Genomic DNA, 17,520 nt, shown 5'->3' with positions numbered 1-17,520 from the left:
GCTACGCTAACCCGACCTACACTTTCCGCACGCGCAAGGCGGGAAAAAAGGGGCTTAACGCCCCTTCTTTTTACGTCCCGGTTGCGTAAAGCGTTTACCTGCGGGCTTGCCTCGCCCTTTCTCTTCCGACTGCGGTGCTTTCACGGCCGGGCGTTTAATCGCCTGAGTTTTTGGTTTGGCTTTGGCCTTCGGCTTTGCTTCAGACGAGGAGTTCTCGATAAGCTTAAACAGCTCGATCAGTTCATCATCGGTTAAATCGCGCCACTCGCCCAGCGGGATACCGGACAGGCTGACGTTCATGATGCGCGTGCGTTCCAGCTTCGTCACTTCATAACCGAAGTATTCGCACATACGGCGGATCTGACGATTCAGGCCCTGCACCAGGGTAATGCGGAACGCGAACGGCGCTTCTTTCTTCACCTTACACTTTTTCGTGACGGTACCGAGGATGGGTACACCGGCGCCCATGCCGCGAATAAATTCGTCCGTGACCGGCTTATTCACCGTCACGATATACTCTTTCTCGTGGTCATTCCCGGCACGCAGAATCTTATTCACCAGATCGCCGTGGTTTGTGAGGAAAATCAACCCCTGCGAGTCTTTATCCAGACGGCCAATCGGGAAGATACGGCTGCTGTGGTTAACGAAATCAACGATGTTGTCCCGCTCGCCATCTTCCGTGGTGCTGACAATCCCAACCGGTTTATTCAACGCGATAAACACCAGGTCTTCTGCATCACGCGGTTCGATGAGCTGACCATTCACTTTGACCACGTCGCCGGGCATCACCTGGTCACCAATAGTGGCGCGTTTGCCGTTGAGGAACACATTACCTTGTTCGATGTAACGGTCCGCCTCGCGACGTGAGCAGATCCCGCTCTCGCTAATGTATTTGTTTAATCGGATTGATTGAGTTGGCAGCATAGTTTCTCCTGTGAAGGGCGAAATATACCTTACCTTGCGGCTGACAAAAAAGTCCTAGTAACCGTTGATCAGAAAATCGAGTGCATCCCGCAATGAAGCACTGTTGTCAGTGAGATCGGCAACACGTTCACCTAACTCTTTTGAAGATATGCCTGACAGCATATGCATCATGACAACGCAGGGCTTACCCGCGATTTCAACGACAGGGCACACTTTCGCAGGCGGACGAATGCCGCCCAGCAGGCTTAATTCAACGGCGGGAGCGACAAGTACATGTTTCATCACATTAGCAACAGGGTGCTGCATATTAATAAGCCATGGATAGGCTTTTCTCCCATTGCCTTCATTCTCATAAGCAAAATATTGCTCCATCAGAACGACCTCTGAAAATCACTAAAGGAGCCGTTTTCATCAACCCACTGGTTGATGGCCTCTATAGACGCTTTATTTTCTGCTAACCACTCTGCGCGCTGATGCGCACGAAACTGCTCCTGTAGAGCGGTAGTGAGTACAGCAGAGAGATTGAGTTTAAGCCGTCGCGCTTCTTCAAGAATTTCAGGTGCTAACGAAACATTGACTGATTTTTTAATACCATGGGTAGTGCGCATGAGAACCCCCATTGGAATGCGCATGAATTGGCGAAGTGTAGCGTAATAAACGAGCATTTTCTATTCCCTTCAAAATATGAGGTCTGAAGAGTAAATTGCTCTTTATAAAGCGTCACGCCTCGCAAATGGGTTTTGCGAGGCGCTTTCAGAGATTAATACTCATCCCGCTCGTCATCTTCATCCGGCTGTTCCATCACGCTGTACGCCACCGCACAGAACAATGAGTTAAGGCGTTTCATATCCCCCAGTAGCCCTAGGTGCAGGGAGCTGGTTTCGATACTCTGCACGTTCTGCTGGTGCAGACGTTCCACGTGGGCGTGCGAGTAGCGGCGGTTGAGGATACGGAAGCGATGCTTGTTGCGGCGCAGACGGCGTGCGCTCGGCACATCGCTTGAGAAGAAGACCAGCATCGCCAGCTTCAGGTTGCTCAGAAGTTGTTCGTGCAGGGCTTCCAGCTCCTTCAGCCCTTCGACGGAGAACGCACGGCGGGCGGCCAGAGATTTGTCAGCAATTTCACTGCCCATCCGCTCCACAATATCCGAAGCCTGCTCAAGGTTAAGCGACATCTCAATGATTTCCGCCCAGCGGCGGGACTCCTCTTCCGCCAGTTCATCCTGCGGGATGCGCGCCAGATAGAGCTTGATAGCGGTATAAAGCACGTTGATATCATCTGCCAGCCGGCGCAGCTCTTTCTCTTCCCGCGGCTCGCCGTGCATCACCTTTTGCAAGCCTTCGAGCATGGTTTCCATGGCATCACCCATGCGCAGCGTCTCGCGGGCGGCATTGGCCAGCGCCAGCGCAGGAGTATCCAGCGCGGAGGTGTCCAGATGCTTCGGTTTCAGGCGCGCATCCAGCTCCGGTTCATCGCGTATAAGCCGTTCACAGAAGCGCGCCATCGGTTCAGCAAACGGCACCATCGCCAGGCAGCGCACCAGGTTATAGAAGACGTGGAAGTAGATCACCAGCTCTGCCTTCGGCAGAGAGAGGTTGTCCATCAGGTTCGCCAGTGGGTGCACAAACGGCAGAATAATCAGGCTGCCCACCAGCTTAAACAGCAGACTGCCGAGCGCCACGCGGCGGGCGGCAGCATTGGCAGCGCTGTTATTGAGCATCGCCAGCAGGCCCGAGCCGAGGTTAGCCCCGATCACCAGACACAGTGCGACCGGGAAGGAGATCGCCCCTGCGGCGGTGAGCGTGGCCGTCAGCAGCACCGCCGCCAGGCTGGAATAACTGACGATGGCAAACACCGCGCCGATGAGCGCATCCAGCATAATATCGCCGGTTAACGAGGCGAAGATAACCTGCACACCGTTGGCTTCGGTAATGGGCGTGACCGCCTGCACAATCAGCTCCAGCGCCAGCAGAATCAGCCCGAGGCCAATCCCCACGCGTCCAAGCTGGCCAGCGCGCGTCTGCTTACGCCCAAGGAAAAAGATGACCCCGATAAATATCAGCAGCGGCGACAGCCAGGAGAGATCGAAAGTCAGGATACGTGCCATCAGCGCGGTACCCACGTCAGCGCCCAGCACAATAACCAGTGCAGGGGCCAGCGCCACCAGATCCTGAGCGACAAACGATGTCACGAGCAATGTGGTCGCATTACTGCTCTGAACCAGCGCCGTTACGCCAATACCCGCGCAGAAGGCGAGCGGTTTCTTCTCCACGCTGCTGCTGAGAACGGTACGTAAACGTGCGCCAAACACGCGCATCACGCCGGTACGGACAATATGGGTGCCCCAGACCAGCAGTGCGACTGCCGAGAGCAGATGTAACAGGGTCAGCACGGAAGGTTATCCTCCTTATCGTTATTCATTTTCCTTAGGTCAGTATAAGGGTTTAAACGTAAGAAAGAGACAGGGCGCTCAATGAGCGCCCTGTTAGTTGTAAGGAAAAGTGACGGTCAGTCGGCGTCGTAGCCGAGATTCGGCGCTAACCAACGCTCCACTTCAGAGACGCTCATGCCTTTACGCAGTGCATAATCTTCAATCTGATCGCGCTGCAGCTGCGCCACGGCAAAGTATTTGCTGTCCGGATGGCTGAAGTACCAGCCGGATACCGATGCCCCAGGCCACATCGCGAAAGATTCGGTCAGTTTCATTCCGGTATGGGCCTCAACGTCCAGCAGCTGCCAGATGGTGCCCTTTTCGGTATGTTCCGGACAGGCCGGGTAGCCGGGTGCCGGGCGGATCCCCTGGTAGTTTTCGCGGATCAGCTCCTCATTGCTGAGATTTTCATTCGCCGCGTAGCCCCAGTAAACCTTGCGTACGCGCTCATGCAGATACTCTGCGAACGCTTCCGCCAGACGATCGGCAATCGCTTTGACCATGATTTTGTTGTAATCATCGTGCTGCGCTTCAAAGGCATCCGCCAGGGCGTCCTCTTCCAGACCGCCGGTCACGGCGAAGGCACCGATGTAGTCGGCTTTACCACTCAGCTTCGGCGCAACAAAATCGGCCAGACAGTAGTTGGCAAACCCGACCTTTTCGGTTTGCTGGCGCAGGTGATGGCTTACGGTCAGCACGTGGGTGCGCGTCTCATCGCGATAAATTTCGATGTCGTCCCCCACGCGGTTAGCCGGGAACAGCCCCACCACGCCGCGCGGGTTAAGGGCTTTCTCGGCGCTGAGTTTGTCGAGCATGTCGTTAGCGTCTTTAAACAGGCGCTTCGCCTCTTCGCCGACAACCTCATCTTCCAGGATGCGCGGATATTTGCCTGCCAGCGACCAGGTCATAAAGAATGGTGTCCAGTCGATGTAGTTGCGCAGCGTTTCGATGCTGGCGGTCACCTCCTGCACGCCCAGGCGATGGGCAACTGGCGGCGTATAGCTCGCCCAGTCAAACGCCAGATCGTTATCGCGCGCCGCCTGAAGTGTCACCGGTGGGGTGCGCGGTTTCTTGCGGGCATGCTGAATGCGGACGGTTTCGTACTCTTTGCGGGTCCGGGCCACAAAGTCATCGCGCTGGGTGTCGGAGAGCAGCGCTGAGACCACGCCCACGGTGCGCGAGGCGTTCTGAACATAGACCGTCGGGCCGCTGTAGTTCTGCTCAATCTTCACCGCAGTATGCGCTTTTGAGGTGGTCGCCCCGCCAATCAGCAGCGGAATGGTGAAGCCCTGACGCTCCATCTCTTTCGCCACGTTAACCATCTCGTCGAGCGACGGGGTAATCAGCCCGGAAAGGCCAATCAGGTCAGCATTGACTTCGCGCGCGGTCCTGAGGATTTTATCCGCCGGCACCATTACGCCAAGGTCAATAATCTCGTAGTTATTGCACTGCAGCACCACACCGACAATGTTCTTTCCGATGTCATGCACGTCGCCCTTCACGGTGGCGATAACCATTTTACCGTTGCTGGAGCCCTGCTCTTTGCTGGCTTCGATGAACGGCTCCAGATACGCCACGGCCTGCTTCATTACGCGCGCGGACTTGACCACCTGCGGCAGGAACATTTTGCCCTCGCCGAACAGATCGCCCACCACGTTCATGCCGTCCATCAGCGGCCCTTCGATAACCTCGATGGGCCGGGCGGCCTGCTGGCGCGCCTCTTCGGTATCCTGCTCGATAAATTCGGTGATGCCTTTTACCAGCGAATATTCCAGCCGCTTCTTGACATCCCAGCTACGCCACTCGGCCTGCTGGACGTTGGCAGCGTCGTCCGATTTGCTGCCGCGGTATTTTTCTGCCAGATCGAGCAGCCGCTCGGTGGCGTCGTCACGGCGGTTGAGGATCACATCTTCCACCGCGTCGCGCAGTTCTGCGGGCAGATCGTCATAAATCGCCAGCTGTCCGGCGTTGACGATCCCCATATCCATCCCGTTGCGGATGGCGTAGTAGAGGAATACGGCGTGGATCGCTTCACGTACCGGGTCGTTGCCGCGGAACGAGAACGACACGTTCGAGACGCCGCCGGAGATCAGCGCATGCGGCAGCTCACGTTTGATGTCTTCACACGCGCCGATAAAGTCCTGAGCGTAGTTATTGTGCTCTTCAATCCCGGTGGCGACGGCGAAGATGTTCGGGTCAAAGATGATGTCTTCCGGCGGGAAGCCTACCTCTTCGGTCAGGATCTTGTACGCGCGGCGGCAAATCTCAATTTTGCGCTCGCGGGTGTCCGCCTGGCCCACTTCATCAAAGGCCATCACCACCACGGCCGCGCCGTAGCGGCGCACCATCTTCGCGTGGTGAATAAAGATATCGACCCCTTCTTTCATTGAGATGGAGTTGACGATACCTTTGCCCTGAATGCACTTCAGCCCTTTTTCGATCACTTCCCATTTGGAGGAGTCAATCATGATCGGCACGCGGGCGATATCCGGCTCGCCGGCGATCAGGTTGAGGAAACGTACCATCGCCGCCTCGGCGTCGAGCATCCCCTCATCCATGTTGATGTCGATGATCTGCGCGCCGCTTTCTACCTGCTGGCGGGCAACGTCCAGCGCTTCGCTGTACTTCTCTTCTTTGATCAGGCGTTTGAATTTCGCGGAACCGGTGACGTTGGTACGTTCCCCAACGTTCACAAACAGGCTGTCGTCACCGATGGTCAACGGCTCAAGGCCGGAGAGCCGGCAGGCAACCGGCAGCTCGGGCAGTTTACGCGGCGGCAGACCGGCCACGGCACTGCTCATGGCGGTAATGTGCTCCGGCGTGGTGCCGCAGCAGCCGCCAACGATATTCAGGAAACCGGATTCGGCCCATTCGCGGATCTGCGCCGCCATGGTGTCCGCATCCAGATCATATTCGCCAAAGGCGTTTGGCAGACCGGCGTTCGGGTGTGCGGTGACGTAGCATTCCGCAATACGTGACAGTTCCTGCACATACTGGCGCAGCTCATCCGGACCCAGCGCACAGTTCAGGCCGAAGGAGAGCGCTTCCGCGTGGCGCAAAGAGTTATAAAACGCTTCGGTGGTCTGCCCGGACAGGGTACGGCCAGAGGCATCGGTAATGGTGCCGGAAATCATGATTGGCAGCTCGACGCCCAGCGCCTCGAACTCCTCTTTCACCGCGTAAATCGCGGCTTTGGCATTGAGGGTATCGAAAACCGTTTCAATCAGGATCAGGTCGGAACCGCCTTCCACCAGCGCTTTGGTTGATTCACGGTAGGCTGCCACCAGCTGGTCAAAGGTGATGTTACGAAACGCCGGGTCGTTTACGTCCGGTGAAATAGAGGCGGTGCGGTTGGTTGGGCCCAGCACCCCGGCAACGTAGCGCGGTTTCTCCGGCGTGCGCGCCGTCCACGCGTCGGCACAGGCGCGGGCTAGCTTCGCCGCCTCATAGTTTATCTCCGCCGACAGGGATTCCATCTGGTAATCCGCCATGGCGATGGTTGTCGAGTTGAAGGTGTTGGTTTCAACGATATCCGCACCCGCTTCGAAGTAGGCGTTGTGGATATCCGCAATCACCTGCGGTTTGCTTAATACCAGCAGGTCATTGTTACCTTTGAGATCGCATGGCCAGTTCGCAAAACGTTCGCCACGGAAATCGTCTTCACTGAGGCGATAGCTCTGGATCATGGTGCCCATGCCGCCGTCCAGCACCAGAATTCGTTCATTTAACTGCGCACGCAGTTGCTCTACTTTGCTGCTCACACTTGCTCCCGACAACGCTCAACCAGGCCAAAAGGCTGCGGTCCATACTGGCACAATCTTGCAGGGTGGAAAAGTCACACGGCGGTAACATGAGACATGTTCACTATCACTCATCCGATCAGTCAGGATAACGGTTGCAAAATCACCAAATAAAACGAAAATGATTTCCACGATACAGAAAAAGGAGATCGTCATGGTCACGACCGTTCCCGCGAAACGCGGCAGAAAACCTGCTGCCACCCCCGCCGCACAACAGGGTGGACAGGTTCAATCGCTTACACGCGGTTTGAAGCTGCTGGAATGGATAGCCGAGTCGCACAGCAGCGTGGCCCTGACGGAGCTGGCCCAACAGGCTGGTTTGCCGAACTCCACTACGCACAGGCTGCTGACCACCATGCAACAGCTTGGCTTTGTGCGTCAGGTTGGCGAGCTGGGGCACTGGGCAGTCGGCGCCCATGCGTTCATCGTCGGCAGCAGCTTCCTGCAAAGCCGCAACCTGCTGGCGATTGTGCACCCTATCCTGCGCAAATTAATGGAAGAGTCGGGCGAGACCGTGAATCTGGCCGTGCTCGACCAGAGCGATCATCAGGCGATCATCATTGACCAGGTACAGTGTACCCAGCTGATGCGTATGTCAGCCCCCATTGGCGGTAAGCTGCCTATGCACGCGTCCGGCGCGGGGAAAGCCTTTCTGTCGCAGCTGAGCGAGGAACAGGTGACGGGGCTGCTGCACCGTAAAGGGCTGCACGCCTATACCCACGCCACGCTGGTTTCACCGGTGCATCTGAAAGAAGATTTGGCCCTGACCCGCAAGCGCGGCTATTCGTTTGACGACGAGGAGCACGCCCTGGGCCTGCGCTGCATTGCGGCCTGTATCTTTGACGAGCATCGCGAACCGTTTGCCGCCATCTCCATCTCCGGGCCGATTTCCCGTATGACCGACGATCGCGTCACCGAGCTGGGTGCGCTGGTGATTAAGGCGGCGAAAGAGGTCACCCTGGCGTATGGTGGGATTCGCTAGGATTGAGTGCGGTCTGTTGCCCTCACCCCGGCCCTCTCCCACAGGGAGAGGGAAAAAATCGGATGCAAAACCGCTGCTTACGACGGTAGGCGTACACATCTTCCACGTGCCCATTTTTAATTCGCGTTTGCAGCCCGCGCCAGTAGCTGGCACGAAACAGATCGGCATGCATCTCTTCAAACAATGGCCCAATACGCGGGTCGGCGCACAGCCAGTGGCGAAACTCCTCGGGAAAGACATCGCCCGGTGAGACGCTGTACCACGGCTCGCCGGAGAGTTCATCTTCCGGGTAACGGGGCGGCGGGATATCGCGGAAATTAACCTCGGTCATGTAGCAAATTTCATCGTAATCATAGAACACTACCCGCCCGTGTCGGGTCACGCCGAAGTTTTTAAACAGCATGTCGCCGGGGAAGATATTGGCAGCGGCAAGCTGACGAATCGCGTTGCCGTACTCTTCAATGGCATCTTTTAAAGCCTGACCGTCGGCCTGTTCCAGCCAGATATTCAGCGGCACCATACGGCGCTCGATATACAGATGGCTAATCGCTATTTTGTCGCCCAAATCGGTGATTTTTGCCGGTGCTTCCTGCAGTAACAGGGCCATTAAAGCCGGATCGATCTGCCGCTTATCCAGCACAAAATTTTCAAACTCCTGCGTATCCGCCATACGTCCGACGCGATCGTGTTCTTTCACCAGCTGATAGCAGGCACGAACATGCGCTGCGGTCATCTCTTTCTGCGGGGCAAATGTATCTTTGATGACCTTAAACACCCGGTCAAACCCCGGCAGCGTAAAGACCAGCATCACCATGCCGCGAATGCCGGGCGCTTCGATAAATTGCTCATCGGCGGTGGTGACATAACGCAAATACTCCCGGTAGCTTTCCGTTTTGGCATGCTTTTGACAGCCAATCGCCATATACAGCTCGGCGGTGGTTTTGCCCGGCAGGATCTCGCGCAGCCACTCCACCAGGGCGGCAGGCAGCGGAGCGTAGACCATAAAATAGGAGCGGGCGAAGCCAAACACAATGCTGGCCTCGGCGCTGGTGGTCAGGCAGGTATCGACAAACAGTTCGCCGTCATCGGTACGGTGTATGGGCAGCAGAAACGGCACGGTGGCGGAGGGCGTCACGAGCTTGCCCACCAGCCATGCGGCTTTATTGCGGTAGAAAAGCTCGTTGGCGACCTGCAAATGGCAGTGGCTGAGAGCCTCTTCGCCAAAGGATTCGTGGAGATGGGCGATGATAAAGCCAATATCGCGGGCTTTATTCTCCCACGGCAAACGCAGCGGTAAATCTGTTAACATGCGGTGCAGGAGCTTCTCCCAGCCGTGGTCGGGGAAAAAATCCTTCGCCAGCGGGCGCGGAATGGTGCGAAAACGGCGCTCCGGCTGGGAGCTAAAAATAAATAACCGCTCAGGAGATAATGAGCGGTGGTCAAATAACCGGCAATACACGGAGTTGAAAAAGCTCTCCGCAATCTCGAAGCGCGGGTAGTCTGGCAACAAATGGGTGTAGTGCTCCTTAACGCGCAGTAAAAATGCCGCGTCAGGGCTTTTACCGTCGGTAATGCAGCGCAGTTGTTCCACCACCAGACCCACGTGATGATCGTAGAGGTGAATACGCTGCTTCATGGCCTGCTGGACCGCATGCCAGTCGGCGTGCTCAAAGCGCTGCTGCGCGCCGGAGGTGACTTCCAGAAAACGACCATACTGAGCATCGAAGCCCTGCAAAATAGTCTGTGCAATCAGTAATTCCAGACCACGCGACATAGATTCCCCCTCACCCCAACCCTCTCCCCAGAGGGGAGAGGGGGAAAAGATTAGAACTGTGCTTCTTCTGTTGACCCCGTTAAGGCAGTGACGGAGGAGGCGCCGCCCTGAATAATCGTGGTCACATTATCAAAGTAACCGGTTCCCACCTCCTGCTGATGAGAAACAAAGGTATAGCCCTCTTTGCCCGCGGCAAACTCCGGCTGCTGCACTTTCTCAACATAGTGCTTCATGCCTTCGCCCTGCGCGTAGGCGTGCGCCAGGTCGAACATGTTGAACCACATGCTGTGGATCCCCGCCAGGGTGATGAACTGATACTTGTAGCCCATGTCTGACAGCTGCTGCTGGAAGCTGGCGATGGTTTTATCGTCCAGATTCTTCTGCCAGTTGAAGGACGGCGAGCAGTTATAGGCCAGCAGTTTGCCCGGGTATTTGGCGTGGATAGCATCGGCAAAGCGTTTTGCCAGCGCCAGATCCGGCGTGGAGGTTTCGCACCAGACCAGATCCGCGTACGGTGCATACGCCAGGCCACGGCTGATGGCCTGCTCAATGCCAGCATGGGTACGATAGAATCCTTCGCTGGTGCGCTCGCCGGTAATGAACTCGCTGTCGTATGGATCGCAGTCAGAGGTGATCAGGTCAGCCGCGTCCGCATCGGTACGGGCAATCACCAGCGTCGGCACGCCGAGCACGTCAGCGGCAAGACGCGCAGCGACCAGTTTCTGAATCGCTTCCTGGGTCGGGACCAGCACTTTGCCGCCCATGTGTCCGCATTTCTTCACCGAGGCCAGCTGATCTTCGAAGTGTACAGCCGCTGCACCGGCCTCAATCATCGATTTCATCAACTCAAAGGCGTTCAGCACGCCGCCGAAACCGGCTTCTGCATCCGCGACGATCGGCAGGAAGTAGTCAATAAAGCGCGGATCGTTTGGCTCAATACCTGCCGCCCACTGGATCTGATCCGCACGGCGGAAGGTGTTGTTGATCCGATCCACCACCGACGGCACCGAGTTTGCCGGATAGAGCGACTGATCCGGATACATGCTGGAGGCCAGGTTGGCATCCGCCGCGACCTGCCAGCCGGAAAGATAAATGGCTTCGATACCGGCCTTCGCCTGCTGCAACGCCTGACCGCCGGTCAGTGCACCGAGGCTGTTGATGTAGCCCTTTTTGGAGCCGCCATGCAGCAGATGCCACATCTTCGCCGCGCCATTTTGCGCCAGCGTGCATTCCGGATTGACCGAGCCACGCAGTTTCACCACTTCCTCAGCGCTGTATGGGCGACGGATACCTTCCCAGCGCGGCTGTGTCCACTCTTTCTTCAGTTCTTCGATTTGTTGGGTACGGGTTTTCATGTGCAGATGCTCCATATTGTTATGTGGTGGATTTACGCAAGCAGGCGGTAGCCTGGCAGGGTGAGGAAGTCGATTAAGTCATCTGAGGTTGTGATTTGCTCCATCAGGCGGGCGGCATCATCAAAACGTCCGCTGCTGAAGCGGTGTTCGCCCAGCTCGTCCTGAATGACGCGCATCTCTTCGGCCAGCATCTGGCGGAACAGGGATTTGGTCACCGGCTTGCCGTTGCTGAGCGTTTTCTGATGGTGGATCCACTGCCAGATAGAGGTACGGGAGATTTCTGCCGTCGCCGCGTCTTCCATAAGACCGTAGATGGGCACACAGCCGTTACCGGAGATCCACGCTTCGATGTACTGCACGGCCACGCGGATATTGGCACGCATGCCCTCTTCCGTGCGTTCACCCGAGCACGGCGCCAGAAGTTGCTCTTCTGCGATTGGGGCATCGTCATCACGGGTGACAAACAGCTGGTTTTTGTTGTCGCCGAGCACGTGGTTAAAGACTTCCATTGCCGTATCGGCCAGGCCTGGATGGGCGATCCACGTACCGTCGTGACCGTTACGCGCTTCAAGCTCCTTGTCAGCTTTCACCTTGTTGAGCACCTGATTGTTACGCTCAGCGTCTTTGCTCGGAATAAAGGCCGCCATGCCGCCCATCGCAAAGGCACCGCGCTTGTGGCAGGTTTTAATCAGCAGGCGCGAGTAGGCGCTGAGGAACGGTTTATCCATGGTGACAACCTGGCGATCCGGCAGTACGCGATCGGGGTGGTTTTTCAACGTTTTGATATAGCTGAAGATGTAGTCCCAGCGTCCGCAGTTCAGACCCACAATGTGATCGCGCAGAGCGTGCAGGATTTCATGCATCTGGAATACGGCAGGCAGCGTTTCAATCAGCAGGGTGGCTTTAATGGTGCCACGCGGCAGGTTGAAGCGATCTTCCGCGTAGCTGAACACCTCACTCCACCAGGCCGCTTCCTGCCAGGCCTGGGTCTTCGGCAGGTAGAAATAGGGGCCGCTGCCTTTTGCCAGCAGGTTTTTGTAGTTGTGGAAGAAATAGAGGGCGAAATCAAACAGGCTGCCCGGAATCGCTTCTCCGCGCCACGTGACGTGTTTTTCCGGCAGGTGCAGGCCGCGTACGCGGCAGATCAGAACCGCCGGATTGGGTTTCAGCTGATAAATTTTACCGGCTTCGTTGGTATAACTGATGGTGCCATTAACGGCATCGCGCAGGTTGATCTGCCCGTCGATCACTTTACGCCAGTCCGGGGCCAGGGAGTCCTCAAAATCCGCCATAAAGACTTTGACGTTGGCGTTCATGGCGTTGATCACCATTTTGCGCTCTACCGGGCCAGTGATCTCAACGCGGCGATCCTGCAAATCTTCAGGGATGCCGCGGATTTTCCAGTCGCCGCGTCGAATGGAAGCGGTTTCCGAAATAAACCCAGGCAGCTTGCCATTATCAATTTCCTGCTGTTGATGAATGCGTGCAGCCAGCAGCTTATTGCGCTGCGGCGTAAAGCGGGTCACCAGTTCAGTCAGAAATTCAACCGCCTCAACCGTCAAAATTTGCTGTTCTTGCTCGCCATACGGCTGGGTAAAGGCCAGTTCATCGGCCGTCGTTGCCTGTTGAGTCATCACTCTGCTCCTCATCAAAGATCCAAATTCACATCCCCAATGCGAACGAAAGATCGTTGTGTAGTTTTCGCTCAGCAGAATTAAGACTATCTCTATTTTTTCCAAAATCAAAAACAATTTCCATTTTAAATTCAATTTAACTTCAACTTATTGATTACTATGAATTTAAAGTTTTATTGCATGTTGAGTTGAATTTCGGAAATAAAAAAGGCACCCGAAGGTGCCTGATGTGAATAGCTGAAACGCTTTAGGATCGTTTTATGCAGAAGATTACTCCAGCGTCGGATTCATGTGACGCAGATCGTATGGCGTTATCTGGTAGACGTAATAGTTGAGCCAGTTGGTAAACAGCAAATTCCCGTGACTGCGCCAGGTGGCTCGCGGTTTGTTCTGGGGATCGTTTTTCGGGAAGTAGTTATACGGCACATCCGGATTGAGACCCGCTTCGACATCACGGAAATACTCTGCCGCGAGGGTGTGTGGATCGTATTCAGGATGCCCGGTTACAAAGGCAATACGTTTATCTTTGCTGGCAAACAGGTAAGCATCGCCATCTTCTGTTTCGGCCAGGATCTCCAGATCGGTGTAGTCACGAATCAGCTGCGCCGGGAAATCGGCGTAGCGCGAATGCGGGGCCAGGAACGAATCATCAAACCCACGTGTCAGCAAGGCATGAGGGTGAAGAATGTGGTGTTCGTATACGCCGGAAAGTTTTTCGGTACGGGTTTGTTTGGGGATGCCGTAGAGGATATTCAGCGCAGCTTGTACCGCCCAACAGACAAACAACGTGGACGTGACGTGATCTTTTGCCCACTCCAGTACCTGTTTGATCTGCGGCCAGTAGGCGACATCATTAAATTCTACCAGGCCCAGCGGCGCACCAGTGACAATCAGTCCGTCGAAGTTTTCCTCGCGGATATCGTCGAAGTTACAGTAGAAGTTATTCAGATGCTCAGAAGGCGTGTTACGCGACTCACGGGCATCGATCCGCAGCAGCTGAATATCCACCTGAAGCGGAGAGTTCGAAAGCAGGCGCAGGAACTGATTCTCTGTTTCGATCTTTTTCGGCATCAGATTAAGAATGAGCACCTTCAGCGGGCGAATTTCCTGACCTGTCGCGCGTGAAGTGGTCATCACAAAGACGTTTTCTTCACGTAAGAAATTGACGGCTGGTAGCTCGTCCTGCACCCGAATCGGCATAACCTTGTATCCTCACAGCATACGTATAAACGTTTAGACATCCAGACAGCCAACGATACCCAGAATTGGTGTGAATGTCGAGTCTGCAAGCTTAAGGTGAGAAAGTTTCAAGGAGAGGGAGAAAACAAAAGCAAAAAACCCCGCACCTTACGGTACGGGGTTCTTCTTATTTGATGCCTGGCAGTTCCCTACTCTCACATGGGGAGACCCCACACTACCATCGGCGCTACGGCGTTTCACTTCTGAGTTCGGCATGGGGTCAGGTGGGACCACCGCGCTAAAGCCGCCAGGCAAATTCCTGTGCTCTGTCCTGTGTCTTTTGGGCTGATACTGCGTTGGCTGCTCTCGTAAAGTCAGTCACATACCTCAGTATGCTCCTTCCTTTCCTTCGCTTGCCGCCTTGTCTCAGCGCAAAATCCTTCGGACTCTGAATCAAAGCTGAAAATCTGTCTCTTCGCCAAAACACCTTCGGCGTTGTAAGGTTAAGCCTCACGGTTCATTAGTATCGGTTAGCTCAACGCATCGCTGCGCTTACACACCCGACCTATCAACGTCGTCGTCTTCAACGTTCCTTCAGGAGACTTTAAGTCTCAGGGAGAACTCATCTCGGGGCAAGTTTCGTGCTTAGATGCTTTCAGCACTTATCTCTTCCGCATTTAGCTACCGGGCAGTGCCATTGGCATGACAACCCGAACACCAGTGATGCGTCCACTCCGGTCCTCTCGTACTAGGAGCAGCCCCCCTCAATTCTCCAGCGCCCACGGCAGATAGGGACCGAACTGTCTCACGACGTTCTAAACCCAGCTCGCGTACCACTTTAAATGGCGAACAGCCATACCCTTGGGACCTACTTCAGCCCCAGGATGTGATGAGCCGACATCGAGGTGCCAAACACCGCCGTCGATATGAACTCTTGGGCGGTATCAGCCTGTTATCCCCGGAGTACCTTTTATCCGTTGAGCGATGGCCCTTCCATTCAGAACCACCGGATCACTATGACCTGCTTTCGCACCTGCTCGAGCCGTCACTCTCGCAGTCAAGCTAGCTTATGCCATTGCACTAACCTCCTGATGTCCGACCAGGATTAGCTAACCTTCGTGCTCCTCCGTTACTCTTTGGGAGGAGACCGCCCCAGTCAAACTACCCACCAGACACTGTCCGCAACCCGGATCACGGGTCTACGTTAGAACACCAGCCATTAAAGGGTGGTATTTCAAGGACGGCTCCACGCAGACTGGCGTCCACGCTTCAAAGCCTCCCACCTATCCTACACATCAAGGACCAGTGTTCAGTGTCAAGCTATAGTAAAGGTTCACGGGGTCTTTCCGTCTTGCCGCGGGTACACTGCATCTTCACAGCGAGTTCAATTTCACTGAGTCTCGGGTGGAGACAGCCTGGCCATCATTACGCCATTCGTGCAGGTCGGAACTTACCCGACAAGGAATTTCGCTACCTTAGGACCGTTATAGTTACGGCCGCCGTTTACCGGGGCTTCGATCAAGAGCTTCGCGTTGCCGCTAACCCCATCAATTAACCTTCCGGCACCGGGCAGGCGTCACACCGTATACGTCCACTTTCGTGTTTGCACAGTGCTGTGTTTTTAATAAACAGTTGCAGCCAGCTGGTATCTTCGACTGATTTCAGCTCCACCCGCAGGGGCTTCACCTACATATCAGCGTGCCTTCTCCCGAAGTTACGGCACCATTTTGCCTAGTTCCTTCACCCGAGTTCTCTCAAGCGCCTTGGTATTCTCTACCTGACCACCTGTGTCGGTTTGGGGTACGATTTCGTGTTACCTGATGCTTAGAGGCTTTTCCTGGAAGCAGGGCATTTGTTACTTCAGCACCGTAGTGCCTCGTCATCACACCTCAGCGTTAAAAGGTACCGGATTTACCTGGAACCTCCGCCTACATGCTTAAACCGGGACAACCGTCGCCCGGCTAACATAGCCTTCTCCGTCCCCCCTTCGCAGTAACACCAAGTACAGGAATATTAACCTGTTTCCCATCGACTACGCCTTTCGGCCTCGCCTTAGGGGTCGACTCACCCTGCCCCGATTAACGTTGGACAGGAACCCTTGGTCTTCCGGCGAGCGGGCTTTTCACCCGCTTTATCGTTACTTATGTCAGCATTCGCACTTCTGATACCTCCAGCAACCCTCACAGGCCACCTTCAACGGCTTACAGAACGCTCCCCTACCCAACAACGCATAAGCGTCGCTGCCGCAGCTTCGGTGCATGGTTTAGCCCCGTTACATCTTCCGCGCAGGCCGACTCGACCAGTGAGCTATTACGCTTTCTTTAAATGATGGCTGCTTCTAAGCCAACATCCTGGCTGTCTGGGCCTTCCCACATCGTTTCCCACTTAACCATGACTTTGGGACCTTAGCTGGCGGTCTGGGTTGTTTCCCTCTTCACGACGGACGTTAGCACCCGCCGTGTGTCTCCCGTGATAACATTCTTCGGTATTCGTAGTTTGCATCGGGTTGGTAAGCCGGGATGGCCCCCTAGCCGAAACAGTGCTCTACCCCCGAAGATGAGTTCACGAGGCGCTACCTAAATAGCTTTCGGGGAGAACCAGCTATCTCCCGGTTTGATTGGCCTTTCACCCCCAGCCACAGGTCATCCGCTAATTTTTCAACATTAGTCGGTTCGGTCCTCCAGTTAGTGTTACCCAACCTTCAACCTGCCCATGGCTAGATCACCGGGTTTCGGGTCTATACCCTGCAACTTAACGCCCAGTTAAGACTCGGTTTCCCTTCGGCTCCCCTATACGGTTAACCTTGCTACAGAATATAAGTCGCTGACCCATTATACAAAAGGTACGCAGTCACACCCGAAGGTGCTCCCACTGCTTGTACGTACACGGTTTCAGGTTCTTTTTCACTCCCCTCGCCGGGGTTCTTTTCGCCTTTCCCTCACGGTACTGGTTCACTATCGGTCAGTCAGGAGTATTTAGCCTTGGAGGATGGTCCCCCCATATTCAGACAGGATACCACGTGTCCCGCCCTACTCTTCGAGTTCACAGCCTGTGCATTTTCGTGTACGGGACTTTCACCCTGTACCGTGCGACTTTCCAGACGCTTCCACTAACACACAAGCTGATTCAGACTCTGGGCTGCTCCCCGTTCGCTCGCCGCTACTGGGGGAATCTCGGTTGATTTCTTTTCCTCGGGGTACTTAGATGTTTCAGTTCCCCCGGTTCGCCTCGTTAACCTATGTATTCAGTTAACGATAGTGTGACGAATCACACTGGGTTTCCCCATTCGGACATCGCCGGGTCAAGGGTTCATATCACCTCGCCGGCGCTTTTCGCAGATTAGCACGTCCTTCATCGCCTCTGACTGCCAGGGCATCCACCGTGTACGCTTAGTCGCTTAACCTCACAACCCGAAGATGTTTCACTTCTGATTGCGAAAAT

10 protein-coding genes and 2 rRNA genes are annotated in these 17,520 nt (G+C 55.3%); 1 reads left to right on the top strand and 11 read right to left on the bottom strand.

Annotated elements, in window-relative coordinates; genetic code table 11:
- Positions 1-54 precede the first annotated feature (54 nt).
- The 5 genes from rluF to metH form a co-directional block, all read right to left on the bottom strand.
- The gene (gene rluF, locus ACQG22_RS01345; RefSeq protein WP_369706750.1) at positions 55-924 is read right to left on the bottom strand and encodes a 23S rRNA pseudouridine(2604) synthase RluF; all 870 of its coding nucleotides are present in this window, start codon (positions 922-924) and stop codon (positions 55-57) included.
- A gap of 54 nt (positions 925-978) precedes the next feature.
- Positions 979-1,296, bottom strand: a complete 318-nt coding sequence (locus ACQG22_RS01340; protein WP_023621410.1) for a CcdB family protein — start codon at positions 1,294-1,296, stop codon at positions 979-981.
- Entirely contained in the window at positions 1,296-1,589 is a 294-nt protein-coding gene (locus ACQG22_RS01335) for a type II toxin-antitoxin system CcdA family antitoxin (protein WP_020686614.1), read from the bottom strand. Before ACQG22_RS01335 ends, ACQG22_RS01340 begins: the two co-directional genes overlap by 1 nt.
- 95 nt (positions 1,590-1,684) lie before the next feature.
- On the bottom strand, positions 1,685-3,316 hold the full coding sequence (locus ACQG22_RS01330) for a Na/Pi cotransporter family protein (protein WP_013095027.1): 1,632 nt from the start codon (positions 3,314-3,316) through the stop codon (positions 1,685-1,687).
- 116 nt (positions 3,317-3,432) lie between these two features.
- Positions 3,433-7,116 (bottom strand): methionine synthase, encoded by a 3,684-nt coding sequence (gene metH, locus ACQG22_RS01325; RefSeq protein WP_369706751.1) that lies wholly within the window; start codon positions 7,114-7,116, stop codon positions 3,433-3,435.
- A 193-nt stretch (positions 7,117-7,309) separates the two neighbouring features.
- On the opposite strand from metH, the gene iclR reads away from it, so the two are divergent.
- Complete coding sequence (gene iclR / locus ACQG22_RS01320) at positions 7,310-8,137, top strand: glyoxylate bypass operon transcriptional repressor IclR (protein WP_013095025.1); 828 nt, start codon at positions 7,310-7,312, stop codon at positions 8,135-8,137.
- A 22-nt stretch (positions 8,138-8,159) separates the two neighbouring features.
- On the opposite strand, the gene aceK is transcribed toward iclR, so the two are convergent.
- The 6 genes from aceK to ACQG22_RS01290 all read right to left on the bottom strand — a co-directional run bounded on the left by aceK (position 8,160) and on the right by ACQG22_RS01290 (position 17,482).
- Positions 8,160-9,911 (bottom strand): bifunctional isocitrate dehydrogenase kinase/phosphatase, encoded by a 1,752-nt coding sequence (gene aceK / locus ACQG22_RS01315; protein ID WP_040023616.1) that lies wholly within the window; start codon positions 9,909-9,911, stop codon positions 8,160-8,162.
- 50 nt (positions 9,912-9,961) lie between these two features.
- Positions 9,962-11,266: an isocitrate lyase gene (gene aceA, locus ACQG22_RS01310; protein ID WP_020686610.1), complete on the bottom strand. Its 1,305-nt coding sequence runs from the start codon at positions 11,264-11,266 to the stop codon at positions 9,962-9,964.
- A 32-nt stretch (positions 11,267-11,298) separates the two neighbouring features.
- Positions 11,299-12,900 (bottom strand): malate synthase A, encoded by a 1,602-nt coding sequence (aceB, locus tag ACQG22_RS01305; RefSeq protein WP_040023614.1) that lies wholly within the window; start codon positions 12,898-12,900, stop codon positions 11,299-11,301.
- A 270-nt stretch (positions 12,901-13,170) separates the two neighbouring features.
- On the bottom strand, positions 13,171-14,100 hold the full coding sequence (metA, locus tag ACQG22_RS01300; RefSeq protein ID WP_013095021.1) for a homoserine O-acetyltransferase MetA: 930 nt from the start codon (positions 14,098-14,100) through the stop codon (positions 13,171-13,173).
- Positions 14,101-14,275: 175 nt separating this feature from the next.
- A 5S ribosomal RNA gene (gene rrf / locus ACQG22_RS01295) occupies positions 14,276-14,391 on the bottom strand.
- Between the two features lie 187 nt (positions 14,392-14,578).
- Positions 14,579-17,482: ribosomal RNA gene (locus ACQG22_RS01290) — 23S ribosomal RNA — on the bottom strand.
- Positions 17,483-17,520: the final 38 nt, after the last annotated feature.

Origin of the sequence: Enterobacter cloacae complex sp. 309I3, from assembly GCF_050031595.1 — a bacterium.
GTDB lineage: Bacteria > Pseudomonadota > Gammaproteobacteria > Enterobacterales > Enterobacteriaceae > Enterobacter > Enterobacter cloacae.
The sequence above is the reverse complement of the archived record's forward strand: the minus strand, read 5'-3'. Positions and strand labels throughout refer to the sequence as shown.

Coding starts and splice junctions, on each gene's coding strand:
- iclR (WP_013095025.1), top strand. CDS start 7,310: ATGGTCACGACCGTTCCCGCGAAACGCGGCAGAAAACCTGCTGCCACC.
- aceB (WP_040023614.1), bottom strand. CDS start 12,900: ATGACTCAACAGGCAACGACGGCCGATGAACTGGCCTTTACCCAGCCG.
- ACQG22_RS01335 (WP_020686614.1), bottom strand. CDS start 1,589: ATGCTCGTTTATTACGCTACACTTCGCCAATTCATGCGCATTCCAATG.
- rluF (WP_369706750.1), bottom strand. CDS start 924: ATGCTGCCAACTCAATCAATCCGATTAAACAAATACATTAGCGAGAGC.
- aceK (WP_040023616.1), bottom strand. CDS start 9,911: ATGTCGCGTGGTCTGGAATTACTGATTGCACAGACTATTTTGCAGGGC.
- ACQG22_RS01340 (WP_023621410.1), bottom strand. CDS start 1,296: ATGGAGCAATATTTTGCTTATGAGAATGAAGGCAATGGGAGAAAAGCC.
- aceA (WP_020686610.1), bottom strand. CDS start 11,266: ATGAAAACCCGTACCCAACAAATCGAAGAACTGAAGAAAGAGTGGACA.
- metA (WP_013095021.1), bottom strand. CDS start 14,100: ATGCCGATTCGGGTGCAGGACGAGCTACCAGCCGTCAATTTCTTACGT.